Source organism: Luteibacter yeojuensis (assembly GCF_000964085.1).
GTDB lineage: Bacteria > Pseudomonadota > Gammaproteobacteria > Xanthomonadales > Rhodanobacteraceae > Luteibacter > Luteibacter yeojuensis_A.
This window is the reverse complement of sequence record NZ_JZRB01000008.1, coordinates 78,677-91,487: the sequence shown is the minus strand read 5'-3', so window position 1 is coordinate 91,487 and position 12,811 is coordinate 78,677. Positions and strand designations below refer to the sequence as shown.

At 69.8% G+C, this 12,811-nt stretch carries 13 protein-coding genes; 4 read left to right on the top strand and 9 right to left on the bottom strand.

Annotated elements, in window-relative coordinates:
- Window positions 1-243: 243 nt before the first annotated feature.
- Window positions 244-831, top strand: a complete 588-nt coding sequence (locus VI08_RS04950; protein ID WP_045828443.1) for a hypothetical protein — start codon at window positions 244-246, stop codon at window positions 829-831.
- A gap of 6 nt (window positions 832-837) precedes the next feature.
- Here the strand turns inward: VI08_RS04950 and waaA are convergent, their stop codons facing one another.
- A complete protein-coding gene (gene waaA / locus VI08_RS04945; RefSeq protein WP_045828453.1) occupies window positions 838-2,103 on the bottom strand; it encodes a lipid IV(A) 3-deoxy-D-manno-octulosonic acid transferase in 1,266 nt (421 codons plus the stop codon).
- Between the two features lie 72 nt (window positions 2,104-2,175).
- Between waaA and lpxL the strand changes: the two genes are divergently transcribed.
- On the top strand, window positions 2,176-3,102 hold the full coding sequence (gene lpxL / locus VI08_RS04940; protein WP_045828442.1) for an LpxL/LpxP family Kdo(2)-lipid IV(A) lauroyl/palmitoleoyl acyltransferase: 927 nt from the start codon (window positions 2,176-2,178) through the stop codon (window positions 3,100-3,102).
- Between the two features lie 172 nt (window positions 3,103-3,274).
- Window positions 3,275-4,192: a DUF535 family protein gene (locus VI08_RS04935; protein ID WP_052697694.1), complete on the top strand. Its 918-nt coding sequence runs from the start codon at window positions 3,275-3,277 to the stop codon at window positions 4,190-4,192.
- Here VI08_RS04935 and VI08_RS04930 read toward each other — a convergent pair.
- From VI08_RS04930 to VI08_RS04905, 6 genes are all read right to left on the bottom strand, one after another.
- Complete coding sequence (locus VI08_RS04930) at window positions 4,175-4,933, bottom strand: glycosyltransferase family 2 protein (protein WP_045828441.1); 759 nt, start codon at window positions 4,931-4,933, stop codon at window positions 4,175-4,177. The two genes, VI08_RS04935 and VI08_RS04930, sit on opposite strands and share 18 nt — an antisense overlap.
- Window positions 4,923-6,203, bottom strand: a complete 1,281-nt coding sequence (locus tag VI08_RS04925; protein ID WP_052697693.1) for an O-antigen ligase family protein — start codon at window positions 6,201-6,203, stop codon at window positions 4,923-4,925. Before VI08_RS04925 ends, VI08_RS04930 begins: the two co-directional genes overlap by 11 nt.
- On the bottom strand, window positions 6,200-7,312 hold the full coding sequence (locus VI08_RS04920; RefSeq protein WP_232309466.1) for a glycosyltransferase: 1,113 nt from the start codon (window positions 7,310-7,312) through the stop codon (window positions 6,200-6,202). Before VI08_RS04920 ends, VI08_RS04925 begins: the two co-directional genes overlap by 4 nt.
- 87 nt (window positions 7,313-7,399) lie before the next feature.
- On the bottom strand, window positions 7,400-7,606 hold the full coding sequence (locus tag VI08_RS04915) for a zinc-finger domain-containing protein (RefSeq protein ID WP_045828439.1): 207 nt from the start codon (window positions 7,604-7,606) through the stop codon (window positions 7,400-7,402).
- Between the two features lie 151 nt (window positions 7,607-7,757).
- Window positions 7,758-8,342, bottom strand: a complete 585-nt coding sequence (locus tag VI08_RS04910; RefSeq protein WP_045828438.1) for a YceI family protein — start codon at window positions 8,340-8,342, stop codon at window positions 7,758-7,760.
- Window positions 8,343-8,414: 72 nt separating this feature from the next.
- Window positions 8,415-9,008: a malonic semialdehyde reductase gene (locus tag VI08_RS04905; RefSeq protein ID WP_045828437.1), complete on the bottom strand. Its 594-nt coding sequence runs from the start codon at window positions 9,006-9,008 to the stop codon at window positions 8,415-8,417.
- Window positions 9,009-9,121: 113 nt separating this feature from the next.
- Here VI08_RS04905 and VI08_RS04900 point away from each other — a divergent pair, with 113 nt between their 5' ends.
- Complete coding sequence (locus VI08_RS04900) at window positions 9,122-10,096, top strand: mitochondrial fission ELM1 family protein (protein WP_045828436.1); 975 nt, start codon at window positions 9,122-9,124, stop codon at window positions 10,094-10,096.
- Window positions 10,097-10,197: 101 nt separating this feature from the next.
- Here VI08_RS04900 and recG read toward each other — a convergent pair whose 3' ends face one another.
- Together recG and VI08_RS04890 are read right to left on the bottom strand one after the other, a co-directional pair.
- Complete coding sequence (recG, locus tag VI08_RS04895; protein WP_045828435.1) at window positions 10,198-12,318, bottom strand: ATP-dependent DNA helicase RecG; 2,121 nt, start codon at window positions 12,316-12,318, stop codon at window positions 10,198-10,200.
- Window positions 12,319-12,340: 22 nt separating this feature from the next.
- On the bottom strand, window positions 12,341-12,724 hold the full coding sequence (locus tag VI08_RS04890) for a RidA family protein (RefSeq protein ID WP_045828434.1): 384 nt from the start codon (window positions 12,722-12,724) through the stop codon (window positions 12,341-12,343).
- Between the last annotated feature and the right edge of the window lie 87 nt (window positions 12,725-12,811).

Here is a 12,811-nt window from a genome sequence, read left to right as displayed (position 1 = left end):
GGGGGTCACCTCATTGCGCGCGATAAAAAAAACGGCCCGCAAGGGCCGTTTTTTTTGTTCCCAACCCACCAATCGTAGGGATTGCCCTACAGCATTGCAGTCACTTCACCGACACGCCGTCGCGTAGAAACCGTACATCCCGCCGCATGTGGCCCCGGCAAAATGACCCCCGCCTGGCCACGCCGCCGGCATGGCCCCCACGCACGAGCGGATGCCCGTGCGCCCCTCCCCAAGGAAGACCCCATGACCCGTACCCTCCTCGCCCTTTCGCTCATCGCCGCCACGCCCATCGCCACTGCCGCCATCGGCACGCCGCGCGTCACCGCGCAGGCGCCCGCCACCAGCATCGAACTCGATATCCTGCAGAAAGCCCGGCTGGGCACGCCGCACGCCGAGGTGGCCGCCACGCTCTGGCGCAACATGCTGGCGGCATGCGACGACCGCGACGGCGTGCTCGCCGAATACCACGACGGTGCCAAGCGCACCCAGTTCGATACCCGCGAAGGCGCCGTGCGGCAGCGGGCTTATGCCACGTGCCGCCTGCTCGACGGCGCGCAGGATCTGGTGATCGGGAACACCCGCGTACCCGCGGTCACCGCGGTGCTTGGCAATGGCATGCCGCCCACGCCGGGCCTGGTGGAAGCCACCGGGCCGCTGCGGGCCGCGTACGACGCCGTCACCGTGCACATCCATAAGGCCTGCGCCGACGCCGGCCGGCGCGTGCGCTTCGCCAGCTTCGCATTCGGTGCGCCGCGCGTGGGCGGGGAGACGAAGGTCGAGGCGCGTTTCTCGTGCAATTCCGCCGTGGGCGCGTCGAGCTACGTGGACTGACCCGCGTCACTCCTGCAGCAGGTTATCCACCAGCGTCATCACCTTCCCCACCGAACCCCGCTCGCTCTCGAACACGCGGCGTGCGGCGGCACCCATCGCCTGGCGGCGGGTGCCGTCGCGCAACAGCGAAAGCACCTCGGTACCCAGCTCGGTGCCATCCTGCACGCGCTGGCCGCCGCCCTCGTCGAGCAGGGCCTGGGTGATCTCTTCGAAGTTGTAGGTGTACGGGCCCACGAGCACGGGCTTGCCGAGGGCGGCGGGCTCGAGCACGTTGTGGCCGCCGATGGAGACCAGGCTGCCACCCACGAAGGCCACGTCGGATGCGGCGAAGAAGCGCAGCAGCTCGCCCATCGAGTCGATGACGAAGCATTGCGTGTTGTGCCCCGGCACGCGGTCGGCGCTGCGCGTGGCCACGTTGAAGCCAAGGCTGCGCACCGAGGCCTCGACGGCCTTGAAGCGCTCCGGGTGGCGCGGCGCGATGAGCAGCAAGGCATCGGGCAGGCGGCGCATCACTTCGGTGTGCGCCTCGAAGACGCACATCTCTTCGCCCTCGTGCGTGCTGGCGGCGATCCACACCGGGCGGCCGCTGCCCCAGGCTTCACGCATGGCCGTGCCCGATTCGAGCGCGGCCATGGGCACCGGCATGTCGAACTTGAGGTTGCCGCACACGGTGAGCTGGCTGGGCTCGGCGCCCAGCAGCCGGTAGCGGGCCGCGTCGGTGCGCGATTGCGCGGCGATGTGGCTGACGCAACGCAGGGCGCGGCGCACCAGCGAGCTCATGCGCGCATAGCCCTTGAGCGAACGCTCGGAGAGGCGCGCGTTGGCGATGAGCAGCGGGATGCCGTGGCGGCGGCAGGCGAAGTAGAGGTTCGGCCAGATCTCGGTCTCGACGATCACGGCCAGGCGCGGCCGCGTATTGCGCAGGAAGCGCTTGACGGCGAACGGCAGGTCGTACGGCAGGTACACGCTGTGCACGCTGCCGCCGAACAGCTGGCGCACGCGCTCGGAGCCCGTCGGCGTCACCGTCGTGACCAGCATGGGCGCCCGCGGGTAGGCCTCCATCAAGGCCTTCACCAGCGGCTCGGCCGCGTTCACTTCACCCACCGACACCGCGTGCACCCACAGGCAACCCGCCAGGCGTGGCTCCCTGAAGCTGCCGAAGCGCTCGCGCCAGCGCACGTGGTAATCGCCATAGCGCATGCCACGGCCGATGAGGCGCAGCATCACCAGCGGCGTGAACAGGAACATGGCCAGGTTGTAGAGCAGGCGCAGCAGCACGCGATTCCCGGGCAACGGACGGTGGCCGGGCAGTATAGCCGCCCCAGTCCGCTACAATGGCCGGCCATGCCCGGAATGCCCCGCCCCACCCTCACCGCCAGGCTGCTCGGCCGGAAGAACTGGCCGGCGTGGGCGGGCGTGGGCGTCATCTGGCTCATGGCCCACCTGCCCTTCCGCTGGCTCATGGGCCTGGGCCGCCTCGCCGGGCGCCTGGCGCTGCACCTGAACAAGGAACGCCGCCGCGTCGCCGCCACCAACATCGCCTTGTGCTTCCCCGGCCTCTCGCCCGACGAGCAGAAGGCGCTGGTGCGGGCCAACCTGTGCGACGTGGGCATGATGCTGGCGGAGTTCGCGCTCGGCTGGATGGGCTCGGACAAGGCCATCGCCCAGGTGCCGGTCACCATCGAGGGCCTGGAGCACCTCGAGGCCGCGCGCGCCGCCGGCCGCGGCGTGCTGCTGGTGGGTGGCCACTTCTCGCACCTTGAGCTTTGCGCGCGCCTGGTCTCGCAGCGCATCCGCATCGCCGGCATGTACCGGCGCATGGATTCGGATGTGTTCGAGTTCGCGGTGCTGCGGGCGCGCCTGCACTACGCCGCCGCCATGTTCGAGAAGGACGACATCCGCGGCACGGTGAAGTACCTCAGGCAGGGTGGCACGCTGTGGTACGCGCCCGACCAGGACATGCGCAGCAAGGACAACGTGTTCGCGCCGTTCTTCGGCGTGCGCGCGGCCACCATCACCGCCACGCACCACCTCGCGCGGCTGTCGAACGCGGTGGTCATCCCGTTCTACCACCGCCGCCTGCCCGATGATTCCGGTTACGCCATGCGCCTGGGTGCGCCGATGGAAGCCTTCCCGTCGGCCGATGCGGCCCTCGATACCGAGCGGGTGAACCAGCAGATCGAGCAGATGGTGCGCGAGGCGCCGGAGCAGTATTTGTGGGTGCACAAGCGATTCAAGACGCGGCCGGCGGGCGAGCCGAAGATTTACTGAGTTGGCCTGGAGCATCGCGCGCAAGCGCGCTCCCACAGGGGCGTGGCTTTCGCCGGGCTTTCCCGGAACTTTCTTCCTGGCAACGACGGCTAAATCGTTTCTTTCCACGAAAGTCAGGCGAAAATTTCGCGGCGTAGAACGTCCGTCGTCATCCCCAGGACGGACCTTCCCCATGCAGTCGTTGCTTCGATTCGCGCGCTCGTTGCGCGGCCGCGCTGGCTGGCACAGCACGCGCTCGCATGCGCTGGGTGCCGTGCTCACCTATTGCGGCCGGTCGATCAGGCGCTGGCGCGCGCACGGCGAGTGGCTGGCCTTCCTCGAGTCGCCGGCCATGGCCGGCATCACCGAGCTGGATACCGTGCTGGTGGAGCGTTACCAGCACCGTTACATCAGCAAAGCGTGGAGTGTCGAACAACGCCTGCAGGCGGTACGCGACCACTATGCGTTCGCGCTGGCGCGTTTCCCGCGCCCCCTCTTCCACATGCTCTACCGCGAGCGCCAGGTGCTCGCCGGCAAGCTCGTGCTGCGCGATGGTGGCGAACTCTCGCTGCTGGTCAAGGCGCCCATCCGTCGCGGGCGCGAAGGCGAGCTGGCCCTGTCGCTGACCGACGAGAACGGCCTGCAGCTGTCGTACGTGCAGCTATCCATCATCAACGGGGGCCGCACCCTCGTGATCGGTTGCCTGCAGGGTGCCGCGAACAACGCCGGCCGCGATGCGGTGCGCGAGCTGACGAAGCAGTGCCACGGCCTGCGCCCGAAGAACCTGCTGCTATCCATGGTGCGCGCGCTGGCGCAGGCCTTTGCCATCGAGGAAGTGCTCGGCGTCGGCAACGACCGCCACGTGTTCGCGGGCATCAAGGACAAGGTGAAGGCCGACTACGATGGCTTCTGGCTCGATGCCGGCGGCGAACTGGGCGACTACGGTTTCTATCGCCTGCCACCGCGCGAGCCGGTGCGCCTCGACACCGACGTGGAGAGCAAGCGCCGCAGCGAGTTCCGCCGTCGCGAAGCGCTGCGCCACGAGGCCTGTGAACTGATCCTCGTGCCCTTCGGGTTCGAACGGCCGGTGCCGCTAGCCGCGGCGGCGTGACACACGCCGCTCGTACAGCTTGGCGTACTTGAGGAACGCGTAGAACGCATGCACGCGGGCGGCGATGAAGCCCGCCCAGCCGCCGCGCCAGTGGCCGCGGAGGAAGTAGTAGCGAAAGAACGCCACGGTGGGGTACGCCACCATGCGCAGGCGCAGTGCACCGGGTTCGCGCGTGTGGCGGTCGCGCACCTGTAGCGTGGAGTAGTGGTTGGCCTTGTCGACGCGGCCTTCGATATCGCGCTCGCCATGATGGTCGATGACCGCCGCGAGGCGGCGCACCGGGCCATCCACCACGACGCTCTCGTGCACCTCGTGGCCGCTCATGCGCGCGCGGCCACGATCGAACAGCCGCACGTAGTGATTAAGGCGTGCGCGTGCCGGCTGCCAGCGCCAGAACACCCACTCACGGCGGAGCATCTCGTAGCCCGCCACGGTGGGCTCCACCAGCGCATCGCGCACGCGCGCGGCGGCGTCGGCGGGCAGCGTCTCGTCCGAATCCAGCAGCAGCACCCAGCGGTGCGTGGCGAGGTCGATGGCGGCCTGCTTCTGCGCGCTGTAGCCGGCGAACGGCTGCACGTGTACGCGCGCGCTGGCCGCTTCGGCGATCGCGCGCGTGGCATCGGTGGAGCCGGAATCGAGCACCACCACCTCGTCGGCGAAGGCGACCGAGGCCAGGCACGCGCCGATGGTGTCGGCGTTGTTGAACGTGGTGACGACCACCGATAGCGGCTCACGCGCCACGGGGCGGCTCCACGTCGGGCAGGTCGGCATATAGCGCTGCGCACCACACGGCGAACAGCCAGGCGGCGAGCAGGCCCCACCACGCGGAATAGAACGCCATGTGGGTGTTCAGCGGGAACAGGATGGCCAGCAGCGCCACGGCGGGCGGGAACGCGCGGCGACGCGCTTCCGCGCCGGCGCGCCACCACGCGCGTACGGCGAACACCGTGGCGGCAAGCCACGCGAGCAGGCCGATGCCGCCCGTCTCCGTCGCCACTTCAAGCAGCACCTGGTGGGCATGGCATGCACCCTCGCCATCGCCGCACTTCTCCTGGGTGAGGAAGTGGTCGTTGGCGTTGGCGTACGCTGGGTAGGCCACGCGGAAGCCGCGCACGCCCACGCCGTTGGCCCAGTGGTCGGCCGCCATGCGTGCGGACGTGCCCCAGATATCGAGGCGGCCGGTGAGCGCGGCATCGACACCCTGCGAGGTGCCGCTGAGCGCGGGCAAGGTGTGCGCGATGCGGTCGCGGAACCGCGGCGACACTTGCCAGGCCAGCAGGCCGGCCACGGCCACGGCCATGGCAGCGCCCGCGCAGGCGGCCGCGAAGCGCTTCACGCTGCCCATCTCGTGCCACAGGAAGGCGACGCCAACGATGCCGTAGCAAAGCCACGAGGCCCGCGAACCGGCGAGCAGCTCGGGGCCCAGCACGACGAGGTAGGCGGCGGCCAGGGCGAGCCGGCCCCAGCGCTCGCGGACGGCCCAGAGCAGGAACGGGGCGCACGCGGCCAGCGCGGGGCCCAGCTTCAGGTTGTCGCGGCCGAAGATGCCCGAGAGCCGTTCCGGATCGGAATGGCCGGCCAGGCCCACGCCGGTCAGCGCCTGGACCCAGGCATCGAGCACCCACACCGCGACGACGACCGCCGTGGCCATGTACAACGCGCGCACCTTGCCCGGGCGGCGCATGGCGAAGCAGGTGTAAACGCCAAGCGGCGCGAAGCGGAGGATGCCGGCCACGGTGCCCCAGCTCTTGCCGGGCGCCACGGCATCGATCGCCGAGACCAGCGCGGCACCAGCGTAGGCGGCGAACAGCCACAGGAACAGGCGGGCACCAGGGTGGAAGCGCAGGGCACGGGGCTCGCGCACCAGCAGCAGGATGGCGCCGACCAGGCAGAGGAACACGCCGAGTTCGGCGCTGCGGCCGAACGGCAGCAGCGCGGGCACGAGCCACACCGGCAGCAACGGCGACCGCCAGCCGGCGCCCAGCGCCGCCTTCAGGCCCTGCCCGCTCACGCGGTGGGCACGCCTTCCACCACTTCCGCGTAAAGGGCCAGCGTGGCGGATTGCATGTCGACGAGGCGGTAGGCCCGCGGCGGGGGGATGGGCGGGGCGAAGCGGAGCAACTCGGCTGCGCGCTCGACCAGGCGCTCGCGATCGCCCACGGGCACGCGGCCCGCCGGGTAGAGCTCGGCCAGCAGCTCGCCCACGCCGCCGTGCGCGTAGCCCATGACGGGGCGGCACATGGCCAGGGCCTCGACCACTGTGCGGCCGAAGGATTCGGGCTTGTTGGAGAGCTGCAGGATCAGGTCGGACATGGCGTACACGTCGCGGATATCGTGCCGCGGCGGCGAGATGACCACCTTGTTTTCCAGCCCCCGGTCGCGGATGAGCGCGCGCAGCTCGCCGATGTAGGCCTCGCGGCCGGGCTCGTCCGCGCCGAGCAGCAGCAGGCGCGCGTCGATGGCGCGGCTCTGCAGGTCGGCGATGAGCTCGATGGCGTCGGCATGGCCCTTCAGGCGCGTGCCGCGGCCCGGCAGGGTGAGCAGGGGCGCGCCCCGCAGTTGCGGGCATTCCTCGAAGAATGCGTGCTGCCAGGAATCGTCGGGGCGGTAGCCGTAGGGGAACGCCTCGGTGTCGATGCCCCGCGGCACCACGGCGATGCGAGCCGTGGAGATGTCGTTGGGGTAGTGGCGCAGCACGTAGTCGCGCAGGGTCTGCGAGACCACGATGACGCGCTCGCCGCGCAACAGGATGCTGCTGTAGTGCCCCGGGGTGTTGAGCCCGTGCACGGTGGTGACGAAGTGCGGGCGCTGCTTCAGGCCGCGGAGGGCGTACCAGCCCACCCACGCGGGCAGGCGCGAACGCGCGTGCACGATATCGGGATTCACCCCGCGCAGGATGCGGCGGAGCTTGCCCACGGTGAACAGGGTGCGCAGCGACTTGTGCCCGATGGGCAGGGTGACGTGCTCGCTGCCCTCGGCCTCCAGCTGCTCCACCAGGCGGCCACCGGCCGACACCACGATGGAACGGTGCCCGGCCTCGACCAATGCCTTGGCGATTTCAAGGGTCGAGCGCTCGGCGCCACCCGAATGCAGGGCGGGTACGAGCTGTACAACGGTCATCGTCCGGGGTGGGAAGACGGTGGCCATGCGGCGTCCGGGTTGGAGAAGGTAAGCGGGCGATGCGAAAAGCGTGCCCGCCCGGGCCGGTCAGTCTTTCAGTACGTAGTTGGCGCCGCAATACGAGCACTTGGAGGTGCCGCCCTCGTCTTCGATGGGCAGGTACACCTTGGGGTGCGAGTTCCACAGGTACATGCCCGGCATGGGGCACGACAGCGGGAGGTCGGAGCGCGTCACTTCGTAACGATTTTCGGCATTCGCCGGGATGAGCGGCGCGGCCGCGGGATTGGGGCGCATGGTGGAACTCCGGGCGATGCGATGGAACAGGGGATGGGCCGATGGTAGCAAAAAGGGCCCGCATGCGCGGGCCCTTCTTTTTTGGAGGCCAGGACTGCGGCTATGCCGCTTCGTTGGCTTTTCGCGCACGGGGGTGCGCTCCTACATTTTCTTATTTGGCCGAGGCGTCGTGGGCTTCGGTGGTGATGTGGATCTTGATCTCGTCCGAGACGTTGGGGACATAGGCGCCGACGCCGAAGTCCGAGCGCTTGATGGTGGTGGTGGCGTCGAAGCCCACGGTCTGCACCTTCATCATGGGGTGCGGGCCAACCTTGTTCAGGGTGACATCGAGGGTGACCGGCTTGGTCACGCCGTGCACGGTGAGGTCGCCCGCGACCTTCAGCTTGCCCTTGCCAGCGGCCGTGACCTTGGTGCTCTTGAAGGTGACGGTGGGGTACTTGGCGGCGTCGAGGAAGTCGGCCGACTTGAGGTGCTCATCGAGCTTCGGCACGAAGGTATCGAGGCCGGTCAGCGGCAGGGTGGCTTCGACGGTGGCCTTGGTCGGGTCCTTCTCGTCGTACACGAGGGTGCCGTCGACATTGCCCAGGTTGGCGCTGGGGTTGGAGAAGCCGAAGTGGTTCCAGCTGAACAGGACCATGGTGTGGCCCGGGTCGAGCTTGTAGGTGACCGGGGCGGCGGTGGCGGTGCCGGCGGTGGCGACGAGGCCCGCGAGGGCAAGGTAACGGAGGGCGCGCATGTGGGTAGCTCCTGCAGTGGGTGGGGTACTGCCAGTGGACAGCGGGACCACGACGGTCACCGCGGGAAAGAATCAGAGGATCTGCGCCGCCTCGTCGAAATCGAGGCGCGGCAGGCGGCCGAACAGGTTCTTGTCGGGGTCGCCGTAGCCGATGTTCACCAGGAAGTTCGACTTCACCTGCGTGCCGGCGAAGAACTCGGCGTCGACGCCCGCCTGGTCGAAGCCCGACATGGGGCCGCAATCGAGGCCGAGCGAACGCGCCGCCAGGATGAGGTAAGCGCCCTGCAGCGAGCCGTTGCGGGTGCCCGCGGCCTGGATCAGCGGCTCGTTGCCGACGAACCAGCTGCGCGCGTCGGCGTGCGGGAACAGCTTGGGCAACTGCTCGTAGAACGCGAAGTCGGTGGCGACGATGGCGGTGGCCGGGGCCTGCATGGTCTTCTCGACATTGTTCTCGGACAGGAACGGCTTCAGGCGCGCCTTGGCATCCTTCGACTTGATGAAGCACACACGCATGGGCGAGGAATTGGCCGCCGTGGGGCCCATCTTCGCGAGGTCGTAGACCTGGCGGAGCTGCTCGTCGGTCACTTCCCTGTCCTGCCACGCGTTGAACGTGCGGGCGGTGCGGAAGAGCTGGTCAAGCGAAGCATCGGTCAGCGGGGCGCTCATGGGTATCCTTGTACAGTGAGCCGACAGTGTAAGCGGGCTTGCCCACCCCGTGTGCCCGCCACAAAGGAACGAACTGTGTCGAAATCGACAACAATCAGCCGGCCACCGGCCCGGTGAGTGCCGTTTCCCTCCCCCCGGGTTCATGCTGGGTCGTCACCGACGGCGCCGCGGGCAACCGCCGGCAGGCGCTCGCGCTGGCCGAGGCGCTCACGCCGTCGATCCGCGAGGTGGTGGTGGAACTGGCCGCGCCGTGGTCGTGGTTCGCGCCGCGCCTGCTCCCCTTCGCGCCGCTGGGTTTGGGGCGCGGGCGCGCCAGCCTGCAGGCCCCCTGGCCCACGCTGGTCATCGGCTGCGGCCGAGCCGCCGCGTTCGCCACGCGGCAGGTGCGCCAGTGGTCGAGCGGCCGCACGCTGGCGGTGCAGATCCTCGACCCGCGCGTGGGCACGCAACATTGGGACCTGGTCGTAGCGCCGAAACACGACCAGCTGCACGGCGGGAACGTGCTCTCCCCGGTGGGCTCGCTCAACCCCGTCGACGACACGTGGCTCGCGGACGCGCGCGAGGCCTTCGCCGGCTTCGGCGACCTCCCCGGCCCGCGGCTGGGCGTGCTGGTGGGCGGCGCACGCCACGGTGCGATGATGGACATCCACGGCCTCGCGGCCCTGCTCGAGGCGGTGAAGCAACGCCACGCACGCGAAGGGGGCTCGGTGCTTGCCGTGGCCTCGCGGCGCACGCCCGCGGCCGCGCTGGCCCTGCTGCGGGCGGCGTTCGACGGCATCCCGGGCGTGGCCTGGGCGCCCGGCGACGCGGAGCCCAACCCCTATCCCGGCGTGCTCGGCTGGGCCGATCGCCTGGTGGTGACGCCGGATTCGGTCAACATGCTCTCGGAAGCCTGCGCCACCGGCAAACCCGTGCACACACTGGTGGAACGCCCCCTGGCGCCCAAGCTCGAACGCTTCCACGCGGAACTGCGCGCCAGCCGGCGCCTGCACGACATCGAAGCCAGTACGCCGCCCGTGCAGCCGGTGCTGCGGGAGACGGAGGCGGTGGCGGCGAAAGTCCGCGAGCACCTGGGCCTGCACATGTAGGAGCCCACCCTGTGGGCGACCGCTTCTCGCGGCCACGCAACAGGCCCTGGGGCGCATCGGGAAAAGCTGTCGCCCACGGGGTGGGCTCCTACAAGGAGCGGTTATGCGTCGACGTAGCGCGCCGCGTCACCCACCCAGCGTGCGATAAGCCGCTCGCAGCGCGCGGGGTGGTCGCGCATCATCGCCTCGGCCACGCGCTGCACGTCGGGCATGAGGTGGGCGTCGCGGGTGAGGTCGGCGATGCGGAACTGCAGCTGGCCGGTCTGGCGCGTGCCCAGCACTTCGCCGGGGCCGCGCAGTTCGAGATCCTTCTCGGCGATGCGGAAGCCGTCGTTGGTTTCGCGCATCACCTGCAGGCGCTCCTTCGCCAGGCGCGATAGCGGCGTCTGGTACAGCAACACGCAGGTGGAGGCCACCGAGCCACGGCCCACGCGGCCGCGCAGCTGGTGCAGCTGCGCCAGGCCCAGGCGTTCGCTGTTCTCGATGACCATGAGGCTGGCGTTGGGCACGTCCACGCCCACCTCGATGACGGTGGTGGCCACCAGCACGGCGATCTCGCCGGCCTTGAAGGCATCCATCACCGCCTGTTTTTCCTTCGGCTTCATGCGGCCATGGATGAGGCCCACGTTGAGGTCGGGCAGCCCGGCCGCGAGCTCGGCGTGCGCGACCTCGGCGGCCTGCGCGTTCATCTGCTCGTTCTCTTCGATCAGCGTGCACACCCAGTACACCTGGCGGCCTTCCATGCATGCGCCGTGGATGCGTTCCATGACGTCGTAGCGGCGCTCGTTCGAGATAGCCACCGTCTGCACCGGCGTGCGCCCCGGCGGCAGTTCGTCGATGGACGATACGTCGAGGTCGGCGTACGCGCTCATGGCCAGCGTGCGCGGGATGGGCGTGGCGGTGAGGACGAGCTGGTGCGGGATCATCTCGCCCGACGAGCCCTTGTCGCGCAGCGCGAGGCGCTGGTGCACGCCAAAGCGGTGCTGCTCATCGACGATGACGAGACCAAGCTTGTGGAACGCCACGCCCTCCTGCATCAGCGCATGCGTGCCGACGACCACGTGCGCGGTGCCTTCGGCCGCATGCGCCAGCGCGCTCTTGCGCGCCCTGCCCTGCACCTTGCCCGCAAGCCATTCCACGTGCAGGCCCAGGGGCTCCAGCCACGCGCGGAAGTTGCGCAGGTGCTGCTCCGCCAGCAGTTCGGTCGGGGCCACGAGCGCGACCTGGTAACCCGCCTCAACCGCGGCCAGCGCCGCGAGCGCGGCCACCACCGTCTTGCCGCTGCCGACATCGCCCTGCACCAGCCGCAGCATGGGGTGCGCACGGGCGAGGTCGCGCCCCACTTCGCCGGCGACGCGCGCCTGTGCCTTCGTCAGGGCGAACGGCAGCGCGGCCAGCATGCGCTCGCGCAGTGCGCCGGCACTTTTCAGGGCGGGGGCTTTGCGCTTCTTCACGGCCGCGCGCATGCGCCGCAACGTGAGGTGCTGGGTCAGCAGTTCCTCGAACGCGAGGCGCTTCTGCGCGGGGTGGCCGCCTTCGCCCAGCTGGCCCAGGTCGACGTCCGGCGGCGGGCGGTGCACGTAGAGCAACGCGTCGCGCAGCGACGTAAGGCCCAGCGGGCGGCCCACCTCGTCGGGGATGAGTTCGAGGCGGTCGTCGCCGGGAAGATCGTGCAGCGCCTTCGCGATGACGCTGGCGAGGCGGCGCGGACCCAGGCCCTCCGTGGTGGGGTAAACGGGCGTCAGGCGCTCGTCTACCAGCACCGCTTCGTCGGCTTCGATGCGCTGGTATTGTGGGTGCACCATCTCCAGGCCTTGCGGCCCCTGGCGCACCTCGCCAAAGCAAAGCAGGCGCGTGCCCTTCTGCAGCTGGTCGACCTGCGCCTTGCGGAAATGGAAGAAGCGCAGCAGCAGCGCGCGGCCGCTGTCGTCGCTGATGATCACCTTCAGCTGCGGGCGGAAACGAAAGCCGCGCTCGACGAAGTCCACCGTGCCTTCCACCTGCACGTGCACGCCCGGGCGAAGCTCGCCGATGGGCACGACCGTGGTGCGGTCTTCGTAGCGCAGCGGCAGGTGGAACCAGAGATCCTGCACCTCGCGCAGCCCGAGCTTGCCCAGCGTCTCCGCCAGCGCGGGCCCCACCCCGCCGAGCGTGGTCAGCGGCGCGCGGCCCGGCTCCGCCGCGGCGGGCGCAGCGGGTGCGTTGCGGGTGCGGCGGGCCACGGGGATGGCGGCGGCCCTGCGGTTACGGCAGGACGAGGACCGCGTCCACTTCCACCTGGGCGCCCTTGGGCAAACCCGACACCTCGATGGTGGAGCGCGCGGGGTACGGCTGCTGGAAGTACTCGGCCATCACCGCGTTCACGGCGGCGAAGTTGCCAAGGTCGGTGACATAGATGCCGACGCGGACGATATCGGCCAGCGTGCCGCCCGCGGCTTCCGCCACCGCCACCAGGTTGTCGAACACGCGGCGCGTCTGCGCGGTGATGTCACCGTCGACGAGGTTGCCGGTGGCCGGATCGAGCGGGATCTGCCCCGAAAAATACACGGTGTTGCCGGCACGCACGGCCTGCGAATACGGGCCAATGGCCGCCGGGGCCTTGTCGGTGGCGATGATGGTGCGGGACATGCGAACTCTCCGTACGTTGATGCCCCGAGTTTAGCGGGCCCGGAGCGGCGTTTGTAGGAGCGCACACCCGTGCGCGAAAAGCCAACG